The 18852-nt window shown below is 40.6% G+C and carries 18 protein-coding genes and 1 pseudogene; 11 read left to right on the top strand and 8 right to left on the bottom strand.

All coding sequences use genetic code 11. The features are described from left to right. Window positions 1-22 precede the first annotated feature (22 nt). Together A3G3_RS0101925 and A3G3_RS13900 are read right to left on the bottom strand one after the other, a co-directional pair. The gene (locus A3G3_RS0101925) at window positions 23-2359 is read right to left on the bottom strand and encodes an FtsW/RodA/SpoVE family cell cycle protein (protein WP_019518861.1); all 2337 of its coding nucleotides are present in this window, start codon (window positions 2357-2359) and stop codon (window positions 23-25) included. A 33-nt stretch (window positions 2360-2392) separates the two neighbouring features. After that, window positions 2393-3220, bottom strand: a complete 828-nt coding sequence (locus tag A3G3_RS13900; RefSeq protein ID WP_019518860.1) for an RDD family protein — start codon at window positions 3218-3220, stop codon at window positions 2393-2395. A 129-nt stretch (window positions 3221-3349) separates the two neighbouring features. Here A3G3_RS13900 and A3G3_RS0101915 point away from each other — a divergent pair, with 129 nt between their 5' ends. The 4 genes from A3G3_RS0101915 to A3G3_RS12950 all read left to right on the top strand — a co-directional run bounded on the left by A3G3_RS0101915 (window position 3350) and on the right by A3G3_RS12950 (window position 7137). Beyond that, window positions 3350-3829, top strand: coding sequence for a peroxiredoxin (locus A3G3_RS0101915; RefSeq protein WP_019518859.1), 480 nt, complete (start codon window positions 3350-3352; stop codon window positions 3827-3829). 6 nt (window positions 3830-3835) lie between these two features. After that, on the top strand, window positions 3836-4936 hold the full coding sequence (locus A3G3_RS12955; protein ID WP_019518858.1) for a mechanosensitive ion channel family protein: 1101 nt from the start codon (window positions 3836-3838) through the stop codon (window positions 4934-4936). A gap of 233 nt (window positions 4937-5169) precedes the next feature. Further along, window positions 5170-6558 carry an adenylosuccinate lyase gene (gene purB, locus A3G3_RS0101905; protein ID WP_019518857.1) on the top strand — a complete coding sequence of 463 codons (1389 nt, stop codon included), beginning with the start codon at window positions 5170-5172 and terminating at the stop codon, window positions 6556-6558. A 111-nt stretch (window positions 6559-6669) separates the two neighbouring features. Next, window positions 6670-7137, top strand: a complete 468-nt coding sequence (locus tag A3G3_RS12950) for a DUF6636 domain-containing protein (protein WP_019518856.1) — start codon at window positions 6670-6672, stop codon at window positions 7135-7137. Between the two features lie 26 nt (window positions 7138-7163). Here the strand turns inward: A3G3_RS12950 and xseB are convergent, their stop codons facing one another. The 6 genes from xseB to A3G3_RS0101870 form a co-directional block, all read right to left on the bottom strand. Next, on the bottom strand, window positions 7164-7364 hold the full coding sequence (gene xseB, locus A3G3_RS0101895) for an exodeoxyribonuclease VII small subunit (protein WP_019518855.1): 201 nt from the start codon (window positions 7362-7364) through the stop codon (window positions 7164-7166). Between the two features lie 33 nt (window positions 7365-7397). Next, window positions 7398-8855: an exodeoxyribonuclease VII large subunit gene (gene xseA, locus A3G3_RS0101890; protein WP_019518854.1), complete on the bottom strand. Its 1458-nt coding sequence runs from the start codon at window positions 8853-8855 to the stop codon at window positions 7398-7400. A gap of 127 nt (window positions 8856-8982) precedes the next feature. Continuing rightward, the gene (locus A3G3_RS0101885) at window positions 8983-9912 is read right to left on the bottom strand and encodes an electron transfer flavoprotein subunit alpha/FixB family protein (RefSeq protein WP_019518853.1); all 930 of its coding nucleotides are present in this window, start codon (window positions 9910-9912) and stop codon (window positions 8983-8985) included. 71 nt (window positions 9913-9983) lie between these two features. Continuing rightward, complete coding sequence (locus tag A3G3_RS0101880; RefSeq protein ID WP_019518852.1) at window positions 9984-10733, bottom strand: electron transfer flavoprotein subunit beta/FixA family protein; 750 nt, start codon at window positions 10731-10733, stop codon at window positions 9984-9986. 159 nt (window positions 10734-10892) lie between these two features. Beyond that, a complete protein-coding gene (locus tag A3G3_RS14435) occupies window positions 10893-11039 on the bottom strand; it encodes a hypothetical protein (RefSeq protein WP_019518851.1) in 147 nt (48 codons plus the stop codon). A gap of 99 nt (window positions 11040-11138) precedes the next feature. Beyond that, on the bottom strand, window positions 11139-12914 hold the full coding sequence (locus A3G3_RS0101870) for an acyl-CoA dehydrogenase family protein (protein ID WP_019518850.1): 1776 nt from the start codon (window positions 12912-12914) through the stop codon (window positions 11139-11141). Between the two features lie 300 nt (window positions 12915-13214). Between A3G3_RS0101870 and A3G3_RS12945 the strand changes: the two are divergent. The 7 genes and pseudogenes from A3G3_RS12945 to hscA form a co-directional block, all read left to right on the top strand. Next, window positions 13215-13646 (top strand): annotated as a pseudogene (locus A3G3_RS12945) (Rrf2 family transcriptional regulator); the annotation flags it as partial. A 185-nt stretch (window positions 13647-13831) separates the two neighbouring features. Further along, on the top strand, window positions 13832-15049 hold the full coding sequence (locus A3G3_RS0101860) for an IscS subfamily cysteine desulfurase (protein WP_019518848.1): 1218 nt from the start codon (window positions 13832-13834) through the stop codon (window positions 15047-15049). 90 nt (window positions 15050-15139) lie between these two features. Next, the gene (gene iscU, locus A3G3_RS0101855) at window positions 15140-15523 is read left to right on the top strand and encodes a Fe-S cluster assembly scaffold IscU (RefSeq protein WP_019518847.1); all 384 of its coding nucleotides are present in this window, start codon (window positions 15140-15142) and stop codon (window positions 15521-15523) included. Window positions 15524-15553: 30 nt separating this feature from the next. Next, window positions 15554-15940, top strand: a complete 387-nt coding sequence (locus A3G3_RS14185; RefSeq protein WP_019518846.1) for a RidA family protein — start codon at window positions 15554-15556, stop codon at window positions 15938-15940. A gap of 30 nt (window positions 15941-15970) precedes the next feature. After that, window positions 15971-16291 (top strand): iron-sulfur cluster assembly protein IscA, encoded by a 321-nt coding sequence (gene iscA / locus A3G3_RS0101845; RefSeq protein WP_019518845.1) that lies wholly within the window; start codon window positions 15971-15973, stop codon window positions 16289-16291. Window positions 16292-16297: 6 nt separating this feature from the next. Next, window positions 16298-16807 (top strand): Fe-S protein assembly co-chaperone HscB, encoded by a 510-nt coding sequence (gene hscB, locus A3G3_RS0101840; protein WP_323806852.1) that lies wholly within the window; start codon window positions 16298-16300, stop codon window positions 16805-16807. A 121-nt stretch (window positions 16808-16928) separates the two neighbouring features. Further along, window positions 16929-18851, top strand: coding sequence for a Fe-S protein assembly chaperone HscA (gene hscA / locus A3G3_RS0101835; RefSeq protein ID WP_019518843.1), 1923 nt, complete (start codon window positions 16929-16931; stop codon window positions 18849-18851). Window position 18852: the final 1 nt, after the last annotated feature.

Here is an 18852-nt window from a genome sequence, read left to right as displayed (position 1 = left end):
ATGATTTGCCATTTACCATTTATTAATCGGGGTTTAATACCAATTTTGGCTGATATAATGCCAAACTTAACATTAAGGTGTTTAACCACAAATTACTGGTGCCATAACTGACAAAAGGCAAGGTAACGCCTGTTAATGGCAACATTCCCAAATTGCCTGAAATGGTGACTAAGGCTTGAAATAACGTTACCACTACCCACACCAATACCACCCAACTTAACAAAAAATAATGACTGGTTAACAAGCGAGTTTTCATCTGTTCATTGGCGTATGCCAACTGTCCAAAAGCCACTGCCAACAGCCACGCCACATACACCGCTAACAGCCCCACCGCAGGAAATACTCCCACGACTGCCATTACCGATGTTACCGTATAATCACTCTGCATTTGCATCGGCACGCCTTGGCAACCTGTCAACTGGTAGCCACACCACGGAATATCACCGAAACCATAACCAAAGTTTGGAATGCTTTGACGAAACCAATGTAAAATCGCCATTTGGTCATTGGTCGCGATAAAGGGATTTATCCACGCACTGACCCGTTCGGCGGTACGGTCATTAAAGCCACTCAAGTTTACCAAAATCATTAACAAAATCAACAAAATAGCCGTACTTGACAAGACACCAAGCCATGCCCCACGTCCCCCCATTTGAAAAATTTTGTTGGACAATGCCACACCCAATAAAAACGTCATGACAAACAATAACACCAAAATCGTGCCTTTTTCATCAGCGATAAACAAAGCTAGCATCGGTACCAACAGCGAAAACAGCAATAGCAACGGCATTTTTGGTTTTTGCCGAATTTTTTTGGGTGAAAATAGCAACTGTTGCAAAAGTCGGCGTTGATTGATTGCCAAAAACACCGCTAAAAATACCAATAACCACAATTTTGCCCATTCAGCGACTTTGGCAGGGTCGCTTTTCATCCACACCGCCACTGCCAAAAAACCAACGCTTAACAGTGCTAACCATATTTTTGCTAAACGTTGTTGACTTTTTGCATTTGCCCAAAAAAAGTGTAACAGATTACCGATGACCAATTTTTTGACCAACGCACCAAACAGCATGGCAAAAGGACGTGCCAAACTGATAAACACAAAACACCAAAATAAATCTTTAAAATGATTTAAGAAAATATAACGTAACGGCAAATAACTGCGAGTACTTAAATCAAACAAAATCAACAAACCAAATACCGAAATACCGACAAATAACGGATAAATCCACGCCGATGTCAGAATTTCTCGGTTATCAGGATAACGTATTAACAGCGATTTTAACGGCGAAAATACACAAAGTAATCCCCATAAAAGCCCACCACACGCCAGCATCAAGCCGACTTTTATCGGTAAAATCAGCCCATGACTGACAAAGACCATCACCGCACCCCATGCGATACTTGCCCATGCGATTTGGCTGACTGGGTGAGTGATTAGGCTTGTGATATCCGCATTTTGCAAAGTAGCAGAATGGCTATTACCCACCGCAAAAAATGAGCGTTTTGGTGTTAACCATGTCGGTAATGCCAATAAAACAAACGCCACCCACGACCAGATAAAAAGTTGTGGTAACATACCAAGCTGATTGATTGTACCAAAGGTTGCCAATAGTTGATTGGCTTGCAGGGCTTTTTGTTGATTGCGATTGGCTTCGTATACCAACGCCACATCGCTAGCAGTTTGGTTTAAAAGTTTGGCAAGAGTGGGTTGGCTGGCAAATAATTGGCTATACAAAAACCGCCGATTGCCGTCTGCCACTGCCATCAGCGACAATGCCCAACTTTGTTGTAAGGCTGGGCTAAAATTATCGGTTTTTACCGAGAATAGTTGATTAATACTATCAAGTTGTCCGTTTTTATTTAAATGTAACCACGTTTGACGGCTATTGACGTAATCCCTACCAAGCTCAATCCCTGTTTCGTTACGAACAAGATCGGTTTGGCGTTGTTCACGGCGTTGGTGTTGCCAAGTGGTTGCTAACTGGGACTGGAGTTGTTTTAGTTGTTGAATACTTTCGGTTTTGAGTTGATTTTGGGTATGGCTTAAGTTTTGGCAGGCTTGCTCTAGACCAAGTTGACTGTCATGCCGATGCTCATAAATAAGCTGATTAACATTATCACCACAATGCTTTTTTAATAAGTCTGGTTTAACAATATTATCCGTAAAACTGGATAATTCTAAAGCATAACGCTGTAATTTGCTTTGATCGGGATAATTTGCCAACAAAAATCCTGCCAATAATATCAGCCAAACCACGGCTAATGCCACCGCTTGCCGATAAATGGGGCTTTGATTAGAAAGGCTTGTTCGCTGATTGGCGGTGGTTGATAAGCGGATTTTGTTAAACAAAAACATTGATTTTATCCATTTTAAAAATGTTTTAAAAAATTAAACAGGGTCATACAACACCACGGTTCGGCTGACTAAATCTGCCAAATTTTGTTTACGAGCGGTGAACCATGCCACAAAAAATAACGGTGCCAACACAAGTTTTACAATTTCTCGGATTAAGGCATGAAAAAAGCCAATGCGTTGCCCTGACGTGTCAAAAATCCATAAGCCCATAATCATCTTGCCAATCGTTGCCTGTCGGCTCATACAGCTAAAAACCGCCATATACAACAGATACCCATCAACGGCAATCACCGTCAGTGTGGCTTCATTTAATGCTGTCATGCCTGCTATTTTTAGCAATGGTGGCAATGCAAATTGATAACCAAGCCCCAACAATACCATCACAATGACCGCATCAAACACCCACGCCATACCTCGCCGAACCGTGCTTGTATATTGCATTTGGCTTGCTCGTTTATCCGCATACCGTTTGGGCGGTAAGGCTGAATGTTCGTTGAAATTTTTATTGCCAAATTCGCTTTGATAAGTTGGTTGCTCGTCAATTGTTTTTTTATGAATTTTTGAATAATCATAGGATGGATAATCGCTTTTAACACGATGATTTTTGTTAACTTTATCATCATCACTTTTGGATTGGTAAGCGGTTTGATAGCTATTTTGTTGGTAACTAGATTGCTCAAAATTCGTTTGATACGTGCTTTTATCGGTTTTTTCCTGCGATATATTTGGCAAGGATAGCGACATATCTATGCCTGTAATCGGTGATTGGTCTTCGGGCAAAAAATGGCGTTCACCACAATTTGGACATAATACGGCGGTGTTTGGCAGACGTTGCCCACAACCCTGACATACAACTTTCATAAATCACCTTCTACTATCAATTTATTATCAACTATTTATCGGCAAATTATGCCAAATATGCTTTTACAACTGTTGCCAAACATGGGTATAATACGATAAGTTTTTACCAAAAAAAACAGGAAAATTACCATGTCTATTATTTTACCCGACTTTTGTTTAACCAGTGTGGTCGCCACCGAACAAGGCTGTGAGCAACAACCGCTTATTTTAACCGATTATGTTACCAAAAACGATATCGGATTGATTGTTTATTTTTATCCCAAAGACAATACCGCAGGTTGTAGCGTGCAAGCCCAAGATTTTAGCCAGTTCTCTACCGAATTTGCCAAACTCGGTTATCAGATTATCGGTGTGTCTCGTGATAGCGTTAAAAGCCACGAAAAATTTATCCAAGCCAAGGCGATTAATTTTCCCCTGATTAGCGATAGTGATGAGCAATTATGTCAATATTTTGGCGTGATTGGCGAAAAGCAATTATACGGCAAAACCTATCTGGGTGTCGTGCGTTCTACCTTTGTTTTTGACAAAAATGCTAAACTTGTGCATGAATTACGCAACGTCAAAGCAAAAGGACACGTTGAAAAATTATTGGCAATGTTGCAACACTAATTTACCATGAAGCCTTTTAAAGATTTTTTTGAACAGATTTATAACGATTTATATTTTGATTTTTATCAAGCGATTGGCGGTTCACTAGAAGATGAAGTCGTCAACTGGTCGTTTCATTTGTCAAAAATCGCCAGTGTTGCGGTCAAGATTGTGCTGTTGCTATTTGTGGTGTGGCTTGTTTACTGGTTTACCGTGCTGATTATCCGCAAAAGCCGATTGGGTAAAAATAAAGAAAATAAACCCTATAAAGTCATGCGGTTATTTGCTCGTTTATTGTGGCTGTTTTCCAGTACGCTTGCGGTGATGAGCCAGCTTAATTTTGAAGCAGAGACCGTGCGAGCGACTGCAAAAGCAGGGGTATGGTCCGTGTTGTTTTACTTGATTTGGTACAATTTGGGCTATTTAATGGAAAAAATGCTCAAAAATTATGGTTTAAATGCGTCTATTGAACAATTGTTGCATAATTTATTGTCAGTGTTGATTATTACGTTGTGGCTTGCTAGTATTTTGTCCCAGTTTGGATTTGACATTGTGTCGGTGGTGGCAGGTCTTGGGATTGCAGGGATTGCGGTCGGCTTTGCCGCTCAGTCCACGTTAGCAAATTTTATCGCAGGAATTACTATTTTGGTGGAGCAATCTTTTCAAGTCGGCGACTGGGTGAATATTAACGGTAAGGAAGGCAAAGTCGTACAGATTGCGTTACGTACCACGCAGATTTTGACACGAGACAATATCACGGTAATTTTTCCTAATTCAACCGTGGCCTCGGCGGAAGTGGTGAATTTAACCTCAAAAAGTTTAATTCGGTTTGACATTGACGTGCGAATTTCGTTAGAAACCGACATTGAACAAGCTCGTGAAGTGATTTTAGACATTTTAAAAGATGTCAAAGAAATTAACCAACGCCCTGCACCGAGTGCCACCGTGGATAAAATTGGCGATTTTGGGGTACATTTTATTGTGCGATTTTGGGTCAATCCACCACACGTTGCTAGAATGCCTGTCATCAAAGAAAATATGCGAGAAGCGATTAAGCAAGCCCTTGATAATGAAGGGATTTTAACACCATATCCACATATGCAGTTGGTGGATTTTAAAAAGTTTTGAGTATTTTGTAAGGTTTATCTTGGATAATGGTACGATGATATGATGTTGAATAGTTTTATTTTGTTTTAAGAAGATTAACAGACAATATTATCATGGTAACTGCGATAATCATTCTTTTAAGTCTATCACTTATTTTTAAGATTATCAACCCTGATTCTTGCTTAAATAAATCACATCAATCTGTTATAATATCTTTATTTTTATCACCCTAAATTGAACAATAGGAAAACCTTATGAACGCCCTTAACGCTTTATCCCCACTTGACGGTCGCTATGCTTCAAAATGCGATGACCTGCGTCCTTATCTATCAGAATTTGGTTTAATCCACGCTCGTGTAACCGTGGAAATCCGTTGGTTACAAACGCTTGCTAAGCACGCCCAAATTGGTGAATTACCGCCGTTTTCACAGGCAACTAACGAAAAACTAGATGCGATTGTGGCAAATTTTTCAGAAGCGAATGCCGAACGCATCAAAGAAATTGAACGCACCACCAATCACGATGTAAAAGCGGTGGAATATTTCTTAAAAGAACAAATTGCCGACATTGACGAATTAAAAACTGCAGGCGAATTTATCCACTTTGCCTGTACATCAGAAGATATCAACAACTTATCACACGCTTTAATGTTAAAATCTGGTCGTGAGGTTTTGCTACAATCAATGGGGCAAATCATTGATAATATTGCAGATTTAGCGGTCAAATTTAGCGACGTGCCAATGCTCTCTCGCACCCATGGGCAGACTGCTAGCCCAACGACTTTGGGTAAAGAAATGGCAAATGTGGCATACCGTTTGGCTCGTCAGGTAAAGCAATTTAAAAATGTGGAGCTACTTGGCAAAATCAATGGTGCCGTGGGCAACTATAATGCTCATTTGTCGGCGTATCCTGATATTGACTGGGCGGACAATGCCAAAAACTTTGTGGAAAGCCTAGGGCTTACGTTTAACCCTTACACCACCCAAATTGAACCGCACGATTATATGGCAGAATTATTTGATGCCCTACGCCGTTTTAACACGATTTTGATTGATTTTAACCGTGATGTGTGGGGCTATATTTCGCTGGGTTATTTTAAACAAAAACTCAAAGATGGCGAAGTCGGCTCAAGCACAATGCCACACAAAGTCAATCCCATTGATTTTGAAAATAGCGAGGGTAACTTGGGACTTGCCAATGCCGTATTGGCTCATTTGGGCGAAAAATTGCCGATTTCTCGCTGGCAACGCGATTTGACCGACTCTACTGTTTTGCGTAATATGGGCGTGGGCTTGGCACAAAGTTTAATCGCTTTTGAAGCCTGCTTAAAAGGCATTGATAAATTAGAATTAAACGAACAACGTTTGGTACAAGATTTGGACAATGCCCAAGAAGTGCTTGCCGAACCCATTCAAACCGTGATGCGTCGTTATAATATTGAAAAGCCTTATGAGAAACTTAAAGCATTGACCCGTGGACAAGCGATGACCCGTGAGATGATGGTAAATTTTGTGAATGGTGATGAATTAACCGCCGTACCAGAGAGCGATCGCGAGCGTTTGGCGAAATTGACCCCTGCCACTTATACAGGCAATGCAAGCGAACAAGCCAAACAGATTAAGGATTTGATAAACAAGCTTTAATTTACCAAATAAAAAGCGTGGGAATTTTCTTACGCTTTTTTGTTGGATTGAAAAATTTATTTTTTCAAGTTAAGATAACTGATCCTTTTCACAAGTTAACAAGGCATTTTTATGAAAAAACTATTTTTAACGCTTAGCGTGTTTTGTCTATCTATCAACGCCTATGCCGTTGATTATTCAGATGATTTTTTTGCCAAAAACTTTAAATCACCAAGTGGTAACATCGTCTGCATGGGAGACACTATAGCTGATCAAGATGTTTCCCCAAAATACAAAAGCGGTGTCAGTTGCCACATTTTTGAACGTACCAACAACTTCAAACCTACCCAAGAACAAAAAGATTGCGAGCAATATTTGGGCTGGACAGCAGGTTATTCCGTATTTAAAACAGGCAAAGCCGAATATGACGGTGCTTGCCACGGTGATATATTTTGGAACATGCAATTGCCTGTTTTGCAATATGGTCAAACCATTAGATGCGACGGTTGGCAATGCACCAGCTTAACAACAGGGATGCAATGTACCAATACCAAAGGTTCAGGCTTTCAAATTGGAAAAACTGCTCAAAAAGTTTGGTGATTTAACCAAAATATTTTACGAATAGCTTAAGTTTCCGCCTGTTCAAACGCTTGTTGTAACGCCTTTTCTATTGCATCAATTCGAGTTTGGCAAACTTGATAAGCACTGATAGACTCGGACACGATTTGCATCAACTCGTCAATATTTGGCTGTTGAGTTTGCTGTAGTAGTTTGGCGTTGTGTTGTAACACGTCATAAGCGGACTGAAAATCTTGATTAGTTTGCATAAAATACCTATTAAAAATTCGTAAAAAATAACACTAAGTAACAGTAACTTGTGCGACACCGTCTTTCAATTCAATGGTTAAGGTTTGTTGTGGTTGAATTTGGTTGACCGAAGTTATGATTTGCTGTTGTTCATTGCGTACGATACTGTAGCCTTGATTAAGGATATTTTTAGGATTTTGTAATAAAATCACCGTGCGTAATTGGTCGGTTTGTTGCCGAGCGTGTTTGATTTGTTGAAAACTGGCGTATTTGATATTTTCTAATTGTTGCTCAGTTTGTTGTTTGGTAAGGCTAAGTTGTTGTTTTGCTAATTGTTCAATTTGCAATAATGGTTGGTTAACTTGTTGTCTATAATGTAAAATTCGTTGTTGGCTGATTTTTTCAATCTGAAAAAAAGCGTTTTTTGCAGATTGGGTAATTCTTGATAAATGTTCACGAATAGCGACTATCACCTTAGATGGTGTGTCAAAACTGGTGTGAGCCACTTCGTCCAACAGCACACGGTCTCGCTCATGCCCAACCCCAATCCACACCGGCAATGGCAGTTCGGCAAGCAATGCCGATAGTTCGTAATCGTTCAAATACGCCAAATCGCCGACCGCCCCCCCGCCACGGATAATCACCAAAATATCAGGTGAAATCTGTTGGGCTTGCAGGTTGGCAAGCCCTGTTACAATGGCTTGGCGGATACTGTCAGGGGCGTGGTTGCCTTGAAAGGTGGCGTGCTGATAAAAAAACTGACACGCCCCTGTGCGTTGCAAATGGTTGGCATCTGCCCGAAAATCACCCAACCCTGCGGCATTTTCTGGAGCGATTACCAACACATTTTGAATATCAAATGGCATAGCAAGCGATTGATTTAGGGTTAACAAGCCATTATCCGCTAATTTTGTTAACATTTGTTGGTATTTTTGAGCCATTTCACCCAAGGTAAAACTTGGGTCAATGTCCAAAATCGTTACCGAAAAACCGTATTGCGGATGAAAATTTGCCGTTACTTTAAACAGCCCATTTAAACCTTTATCTAGGCTTATGCCCGTGGTCTGTTCAAAACGCCGTATCACGCCACTAGCGGTATGTCGCCACAGATTGCCACGACAGCTTGCGGTAACTCTGCCAGTCTCATCTTTATCCGCCAGTTCAAAATAAAAATGTCCGCCTTTGCTAAAGACACTGCGGATTTCCGCTTTTACCCACACGCTATGGGCAAAAGTTTCGTTAATCACCAGTTGCACCGCTTGCAGATAGTCGGCAAGGTTGAGCGTGGTATCTTGCAGTTCGGCTTGCTTTGCTTCGTATTGGTCTTGGTACTGACGTTGCTCGTAAAATTGCTCGCTAATCGCTTGATGTTGGGCATTAATGCTATCGTCTTTAGTTAACGCTTTATCTTCGTCCAATAAGGCTAACAAAAAATCATCTTGGGCAGATTGGGTCAAACGTTGTACGGTTTTACGATTGGCAACAGGTGTGGTAGGGGTGTGGCGTGGCATAAAATTAATTGTAATAAGGTTGGGTTTGTTAAATGTGCGAAACGATTTATCCTAGCGTTAAACACACAAAAAAGCAACTAGAGTTTTCTAATTGCTTTTTTGCCAATGTAGAAAAACTATAAAGTTTTTATAGTTTGCTAGTCAATTCTGGCAATACTTGGAACAAATCACCTTCCAAGAAATAATCCGCCACTTGAGAAATCGGTGCTTCTGGGTCATTGTTAATCGCAACGATGACTTTAGAGTCTTTCATACCTGCCAAGTGCTGAATTGCCCCAGAGATACCCACCGCAACGTACAAGTTTGGTGCGACGATTTTACCTGTTTGACCCACTTGCAAATCGTTTGGTACGTAGCCTGCGTCAACGGCGGCACGAGATGCACCCATGGCTGCACCTAGCTTGTCCACCAGTGGCTCAAGGTAGGTTTTGAAGTTTTCGCTATTACCCAACGCACGCCCACCTGATACGATGATTTCAGCAGACGTTAATTCTGGGCGTTCAGATTTTGCCAACTCTTCGCCGACAAATTTTGATTTACCTAAATCTTCTACTGCAGAAACCGCTTCCACAGGGGCTGAACCGCCTTCGCCTGCCACGTCAAATGCTGTCCCACGCACGGTGATGACTTTTTTGCTTTCGGTGTTTTTTACCGTTGCAATGGCATTACCTGCATAGATTGGACGCTCAAAGGTCTCGGCATCAATCACCGCCGTGATATCTGAAACCATGTTCACATCAAGCAATGCCGCTACACGTGGCATAAAGTTTTTGCCCGTGGTAGTCGCAGGGGCTAAAATATGGCTATAATCACCTGCCAAACCAACAACTAATTTTGCTACATTTTCAGCTAATTGATTGGCATAAACGCCATTATCCGCTAACAAAACTTTGCTCACACCTGCGATTTTGCTCGCTTGGTCAGCGACGGCTTGACAACCTGAACCCGCTACCAAGACAACCACGTCACCGCCGATTTTTTGACCTGCGGTGATAGTGTTCAACGTGGCTTTTTTTAATTCATTATTATCGTGTTCTGCATAAACTAAAACGGTCATAAGAGTTTCCTTTTATTCTTTATCATTAAAAAAAACAAAGTTAAAAAAAGATTTTAATGCGTGAAAGGCGATTAAATCACTTTTGCTTCATTTTTTAGTTTGTCAATCAACGCATCCACTGACGCTACTTTCACGCCCGCTTGACGTTCTGCAGGTGGGGTGACTTTGATTACTTGGATATTTGACGTGGTATCTACGCCAAAATCTGCAGGGGTTTTGCTGTCAAGTGGTTTTTTCTTGGCTGCCATGATGTTTGGTAATTTGGCATAGCGTGGTTCATTTAAACGCAAATCGGTGGTAATCACGGCAGGTAACGCTAATTCAACAGTTTGTAAGCCACCATCCACTTCACGGGTTACTTTTACCGCACCGCCTTCAACATTCACTTCAGAAGCGAAGGTACCTTGACCGATACCCATTAATGCTGCTAACATTTGACCTGTTTGGTTGTTGTCATCGTCAATCGCTTGTTTGCCTAGCAAAATCAAGTCGGCATTTTCACTTTCTGCGACAGATTTTAGGATTTTTGCGATTTGTAATGGACGCACGGTGTCGTTGGTTTCCACCAAAATACCACGGTCAGCACCCAGTGCCATGGCACCACGGATTTGTTCTTGGGCTTCTTTTGCACCGATTGATACCACGACAATCTCAGTCACCACACCTTTTTCTTTTAAACGAACCGCTTCTTCTACAGCGATTTCATCAAAAGGGTTAACCGACATTTTGACATTTGCCAATTCAACACCTGAATTGTCGGCTTTTACACGAATTTTGACGTTATAATCAACGACACGCTTAACTGCGACTAATGCTTTCATACGTTCCTCGTTTGTTGTTTAAAAAACTTTAACACTAAATTTTTGTAAGATTAAACAAAGCTTTCTCAATTTGTTAAAACATAATCTTACAAAAGCCATTAAAAAAAATTGTCTTGACTATCATGCGATAAACTTTACACTCAGTCAAGTACTAATCAGTTACTTATTGGTTTTTACACTTGTTTTTGCAGTGGACTCTGTGATGATGGTTTTTTTCTTAGGCTGTTGGTGTTCACCACAAGCAAAGGTTTGGGAAGCTACCATTGAAGAAATGATAGCAAGTGATAACAGCATAATTTTTTTCATAAAAAACTCCGATAAATAGATGTTTGTTTTATTAAAATGCTTTAACAAGATAGCTTTGCCAAACTATCATAGCATAGGTTATTGGGCTAAGGGAAAAATTTATTCATTGCTAACAAAAAAACTTTCGTCAAATGCCATAATTGGCGTACTTGTGGCTTTTACCATAGCGATATGAGCGTCTAGGCGTGGCATCATACGGCTGATATAAAAGTCGGCAAGGCGAGCTTTATCCTCAGCGAATTGACCACCTTTTTTGGCAGATGCTTCCACCATCAAGCCCCACATATAGGCAAAACTCACATAACCAAAGGCTTGTAGATAATCCACCGCACAGCCGTTGATTTCGTCTTTTTTATCAAGATTACTCAGCACCGATGTGGTTAAATCCAGTAATTTGTCGGCAGAATGGCTCATGGTGGTTTTAATAGCGTGATTGGTCGTCATGTTATCGGCAAAGTCTTTGATTTCCTTAACAAAATCTTTAACAAATGCACCGCCATTTTTGGCAACTTTACGTCCTAACAAGTCTAATGCTTGAATGCCATTTGTGCCTTCATAAATTTGACTAATGCGAGTATCACGCACGATTTGTTCCATGCCCCATTCACGGATGTAACCATGACCGCCAAACACTTGTTGACAATCAATACTGGCTTCAAGCCCACGGTCAGTTAAAAACGCTTTGGCGACAGGGGTGAGTAACGCCACACGGTCGGATGCTTTTTTGACGGTTTTAGCATCATCGCTGAATTTGGCGGTATCTAGTTCTTTTGCCACATACATCGCAAAACAGCGTGATGCTTTGCTAATCACTTTGGCATTTAATAGCATACGGCGAACGTCTGCATGATGGATGATACTATCGGCTTGCCTTTCAGGGTTTTTTACCCCACTGTCAGCACGACCTTGGATGCGTTCATTGGCATAAGCGACTGCGTTTTGGTAAGCCAATTCTGCACCGCCAATCCCTTGTAAACCCATGGTTAAGCGTTCATAATTCATCATGACAAACATACTGGCAAGCCCTGTGTTTTCTGCACCAACCAGCCAGCCTTTCGCACCGTCAAAATTCATGACGCAAGTTGCCGAACCCTTGATGCCCATTTTATGCTCAATAGAACCTGCCTGAACTGCGTTTCTTTCACCAAGCGAGCCGTCCGCATTGACCAAAAACTTTGGCACAACAAACAGTGAAATCCCCTTTGAGCCTTCAGGGGCGTTTGGCGTTTTGGCAAGCACTAAATGAATGATGTTTTCAGATAAATCATGCTCACCTGCGGTAATAAAAATCTTTGTACCTGAAATATTGAATGAACCGTCATCGTTCGGCACAGCTTTGGTCTTAATAATACCCAAATCCGTCCCTGCGTGCGGTTCGGTTAGACACATTGTGCCTGTCCACTCACCTGAATAAATTTTTTCAAGATAGGTTTTTTTCTGTTCTTCTGAACCACTTGCCAAAAGACACAAACAAGCACCGCTAGATAAATTCGGATACAACGCAAACGATTGATTGGTAGAAAATAGCATCTCATCAGACAGCATGGTGACCATTTTTGGCATACCTTGACCGCCAAATTCTGGGTCGCCACCTAGCCCAATCCAGCCACCATCACCGTACTGTTTAAACGCCTCTTTAAAGCCTTTCGGCGTGGCAACTTTGCCGTCACCCAGATAAATTGCACCTTCTTCATCGCCTGTACGGTTAAGTGGTAACAGCATATTTTTGCTGAATTTTGACATTTCTTCTAAAATCATGCCAACCGTATCGGCATCTAGGTGTGATAATTGCTCGTTATTTTGCCAAAATTTTTCAGCGTTAAACACATCATTTAAGATAAACTGCATTTCAGGGATAGGGGCATTGTAAATCATAAAAATTCCTTGTTTTGGATAAATTATTTGATAAAAGGTGAATTTTAAAAAGCATTAATCTAACGTATTTTTCATCATAACTATAGATTGGTTTATGACTAATCGGTCATTTTGGTAAGTTTTATCAAAATTTTTAGAAATTTTAGCAAAATGATAAAAAAAACTAATCATAAGTTTTATCAAATTGACTAAACTTAAATCTTGACTAAATAAGTCGGAATTATTTATAATACCTACATTGTTAGATAATAGGTTTATTTTATCAAATTTTAATTTATTTTTTGAGATTCTGGAGTAATTATGCGGTTAACCACTCGTGGACGCTATGCAGTGACAGCATTGTTAGACTTGGCATTACAAGACAGTCAGCACGATGTGGCGGTGTCTTTGTCCGATATTGCAAAACGCCAAGAAATATCCATTTCGTATTTGGAACAATTATTTTCGAAATTGCGTAAAAAAGGCTTGGTAACGAGTATACGTGGGGCGTTGGGTGGCTATCGCATGGCAAAACCGCTTGACCAAATTAGTGTGATGAATATTATTTCTGCAGTAGATGAATCCGTTGATGCACGAGCGTGTGAAGGCGAAGGCAACTGCCAAGACGGTGCGATGTGTTTGACCCATGATTTATGGTCGGGGCTGTCCAATCATATTGAGCAATATTTGTCCAATGTCACCTTGGCAGAATTAATTCACAAACAAAATATCCGCAATATCGCTGAACGCCAATGCCGAATGCTAGAAAATGATGAACAGCTGATTCAGTTAAAATTTGATGAAAAATCGGCAAAAAAAAACCCAAATAAAATTAATACTGAAGTGGTAAAGCAAAAATCATCACGTCATGATACAATGCCACTTTCAAAAAACTACCAAACAACAACCAATAAAAAACCTATGGAGACCGTGCTAGCATGAGCCAGCTTATTTACTTAGACTACGCCGCAACTACCCCTATTGATGAAAAAGTTGCCCAAAAAATGATGCAATATATGACCTTTGACGGTATCTTTGGTAACCCTGCATCACGTTCGCACGCCTTTGGCTGGCAAGCTGAAGAAGCGGTTGAAAATGCTCGTGGTCAAGTTGCCGATTTAATCAATGCCGACCCACGAGAAATTGTGTTTACTTCTGGGGCGACTGAGTCAAATAACCTTGCTATTAAAGGCGTTGCCCAGTTTTATAGTGGTAAAGGCAAACACATTGTTACCAGTAAAATTGAACACAAAGCAGTGTTAGACACTTGCCGTGAATTAGAAACGCAAGGTTTTGAAATTACTTATATTGAACCCACCGAAAAAACAGGTTTAATCACCCTTGAACAAGTGCAAAATGCCGTGCGTGAAGACACCATTTTGGTAAGTTTAATGATGGTGAATAATGAGTTAGGCACCTTAACAGATGTTACCAGTATTGGTGAATTTTTGCGTGAAAAAGGCATTATTTTTCATGTAGATGCCGCCCAAGCTGCTGGTAAAACACCAATTGATTTAGAAACCATGAAAATTGACTTGATGAGTTTTAGTGGTCATAAAATCTATGGTCCAAAAGGTATTGGAGCGTTATACGTTCGCCGTAAACCTCGTATTCGTGTCAAAGCCCAAACGCACGGCGGTGGTCATGAGCGTGGTATGCGTTCAGGCACACTGGCAACCCATCAAATCGTCGGTATGGGTGAAGCTTTTGCGGTTGCTAAAGAGCGTATGACTGAAGACGAAGCACGCATCGCCAAACTACGCCAAAAATTGTGGGACGGTTTAAAAGACTTAGAAGAAGTGTATCTAAATGGTGATTTAGAGCATAGCATTCCAAACATCGTCAATATCAGTTTTAACTATGTGGAAGGCGAATCCATGATGATGTCGTTAAAAGATTTGGCGGTGTCAAGTGGTTCAGCTTGTACATCAGCTACGCTTGAGCCGTCTTATGTACTTCGTGCGATTGGACTAACCGATGAGTTAGCACATTCATCAATCCGTTTTAGTTTGGGACGTTATACCACTGAAGCTGATATTGACCGAGTCATTGAGCAAATGCGTGGTGCGGTGGCAAAATTGCGTGAATTATCACCACTTTGGGATATGTTTAAAGAAGGCATTGACTTAACTAAAGTTGAGTGGCAAGAACACTGATTTTCTAATAACTATTTTAAATTTAAATTGGCAATTCCCAAGCTCAAACTGCAAGGTAAATTGCCAAGCATTCAAAAAGAGAGAAAAACTATGGCATATTCAGACCAAGTCATTGACCATTACGAAAATCCACGCAACGTGGGAAACCTTGACAAAAACGCCAAAAACGTTGGCACAGGTATGGTGGGAGCACCCGCCTGTGGTGATGTCATGCGACTGCAAATCCAAGTCGGCGATGATGGCATCATTGAAGATGCCAAATTTAAAACCTACGGCTGTGGTTCAGCGATTGCATCAAGCTCGCTGGTTACTGAATGGCTCAAAGGCAAAAGCCTAGATGAAGCCCAACAAATCAAAAACAAAGACATTGCCGAAGAGTTGGCATTACCACCAGTTAAAGTGCATTGTTCCGTACTCGCTGAAGATGCGATTAAAGCGGCGATTGAAGATTATCAGTCCAAAGTATCGGCTTAATTTAAGATAATCTTAACTAGGATAATGAGTATGGTTGAAAATTATACACCTGACAATTTGTTTAAGCCAATCGGTGCATACAGCCATTTTAGTAAAGCAGGCAATCTTATCCATATTTCTGGAACGCCTGCGGTTAATCCAAAAACTGGTTTGATTGAGTCTGATGACGCTTACGCTCAAACAAAACAAATCCTGTTAAATTTTCAGACTATGCTAAAATCTGTAAATGCTGATTTGAAAAATATTTTACATATTCATGTTTTTTTAAAAAATACTGATGATTTTAGCGAAATGAATCGTGGATATATGGAATTTTTTAATGGCGATTTTCCTGCAAGAACGGTGATTGTTGTTGCTGACTTACCCAAACAAGGGGCTTTAATGACAATGAATGCAATGGCAGTCGTTAATGAGTAATTCACATTTTTTTGCAAATGAGATAATGATATGATACAACTTACCGAACGAGCATCACAACACGTCAAAAACTTTTTAGAAAATCGTGGACACGGTGCAGGCATTCGTGTGGGCGTTCGTACTGCAGGCTGTTCAGGTTTGGCGTATGTGCTTGAATTTGTTGATGAAGCCGATAGCAATGATACACGTTTTGAAAGCAATGGCGTATCCGTTTTTGTTGACCCAAAAAGCATGGTTTATTTAAACGGCTTGCAAATGGACTATGTCAAAGAAGGCTTAAACGAAGGCTTTAAATTTACCAACCCCAACCAAAAAGGCGAATGTGGTTGTGGTGAATCGTTCACGGTTTGATAAAAAATGATGAATTTTTTTGAGCTTTTTGCCTTACCAACTGATTTTGTTATTGACCAACAAAAATTGGACGAACAACTACGCACTCTGCAAAGCCAATATCACCCAGATGTGGTAAACGCCCAAAAAAGCGAGCAAATGTCTGCGGTGATTAACCAAGCCTATCAAACCTTAAAATCACCTGATAGCCGAGCCAGTCACTTGTTAGAGTTGGTAGAACAAGCGGATAAATTACAACAATCTATCCGTGATTTGGATTTTTTAGATTTGGCAATGGACTTTCGCATTGAACTTGACGAAAGTGATAAACAACAATTACCGATTTTAAACCAAAAATTACAAGACTGGTTAGCAGAAATGAGTCATCATTTTAACCAAGCCTATCAACAACAGGATTGGCAAACAGCGATTGACTTTACCCAAAAGCTTAAATTTTTGGTCAAAATTGACAAAGACTTGGCAAAAAAAGTTGATGAATTGGCAAACGTGCTAGACGATGACGCTTTATACGTTTAATTTTTTGTAGGTTGGGATTTATCCCAGCTTTAAGATTTATCTTAGGCTTGACGAAACAAAGATGAAATTATCCACAAAATCTGCTAGAACAGATGAATTTTTTAAATAGATTAGCTAAACTATGTCTTTATTACAAATTGCAGAACCCAACCAAAGTGCTAAACCCCATGCCCACCGTTATGCCTTAGGTATTGACTTAGGGACAACTCGTTCGCTCGTTGCTGTGGTGCGTTCTGGCGAACCGCAAGTGATTGGCGATAAAGTCGGTGAATGTCAATCAGGACACATTGAACAAAGTATTGATTGTCAAAAATTGTTGCCTTCTGTGGTATATTTTGGCAAGGATGAGCAGGGCAATGACCAAACATTCGTCGGTAGTTTTGCCGAAAAAATGGCAGAACAATTGCCACAGTATACCATTCGTTCCGTCAAGCGTTTTATGGGGCGTTCTCGAGCCGATATTAAATTTAATCACCCTTATGAGTTGGTCGGTGATGATGGATTTATGCCGAGTATTGCCACGCCACAAGGCGCAAAAAATCCTGTAGAAATTTCGTCATTAATTCTGCAACATTTGTATGCTAGAGCCAAAACTGCCCTACCTGATAACAGTATCGTTGGAGCGGTGATTACCGTACCTGCCTATTTTGACGAAGCACAACGCCAAGCAACCAAAGATTCCGCCAAATTGATTGGTTTGCACGTTATCCGTTTGCTCAATGAGCCGACCGCTGCCGCTATGGCCTATGGCTTGAATAAAAATGATAAACAGGCGTATCATTTGATTTATGATTTGGGCGGTGGCACGTTTGATGTGTCTGTATTACGATTAAATCACGGTGTGTACGAAGTCTTGGCGACTGGCGGAAATAGTGCGTTGGGCGGTGATGATATTGACCGTTTAATTGCCAATTATTTAATCAAACAAACGGGTATTGACCCAAAAAATATTGATAACCAACAAAAACAAGTGATTAATGTGCAAGCTCGCCAATATAAAGAGCAATTAACCAATCAAGAAACGGTAAAAACCACCATTCAGATTGATAGTAAAGTTTATCAAGCAGAATTAAACAATCAAATCGTTGCTGAAATTATCAAACCTGTAACTGATAGAACGTTGGTAGTTTGTGAACAAGTGTTACGAGATGCCAAACTGGATAAAAGTCAGTTAGATGAGATTGTTTTGGTGGGTGGTTCTACCAGAATGCCAATTATTCAACAATTGGTTGAACAAAATTTTGCCAAAAAACCGCTTTGCCGTATCAATCCAGATGAAGTGGTAGCGTTGGGGGCGAGTAAATATGCCGACCAGCTTATCAATGAGCAACAAAATAGTGTGTTACTCCTTGATGTAACGCCGTTGTCGCTTGGGCTTGAGACGATGGGTGGGCTGACCGAAGTCATTATTCCACGCAACACACCCATCCCTGTGAAACGTAAACAAGTGTTTACTACTTATCAAGATTATCAAAATGCGATGATAATCCATGTGGTTCAAGGCGAGCGTGAAACCATCAAAGATAATCGCTCATTGGGGCAGTTTAAACTCACCGATATCCCAGCCATGAAAGCAGGTTTGGTACGCATTGAAGTAACTTTTGCCATTGATGCAGACGGACAACTCACCGTAACAGCCCAAGAACTCACCACAGGCAAACAAAGCGAAATTTCGGTCAAACCATCTTATGGACTGTCCGAAAGTGAACAAGAAAAACTACTGCAAGCAGGCTTTGATAATGCCATGTTTGACCGTGAACAACGCAGTCTGATTGAAGCAGAAGTCGAAGCAGGGCGAGAATTGTTGGCCATTGATTCTGCTTTATTAGAATTTGAAAGATTGTTAAGTCAATCTCAATTAACCAAATTACAAAATGCCATGCAAAACGTTCGTCAAGCCATTGAACAACATGATAAAAATGTGCTTGATACCGCAGTTGTACAGCTAAAAACTCATAGTGATGAATTTGCCAGTTTGATTATGAACCAAGCCGTTAGTGATAGTATGACAGGTACAACCACAGCAGATTGGGTGAAATCGTAAC

This window comes from Moraxella boevrei DSM 14165, assembly GCF_000379845.1.
Classification (GTDB): domain Bacteria; phylum Pseudomonadota; class Gammaproteobacteria; order Pseudomonadales; family Moraxellaceae; genus Faucicola; species Faucicola boevrei.
The sequence above is the reverse complement of the archived record's forward strand: the minus strand, read 5'-3'. Positions and strand labels throughout refer to the sequence as shown.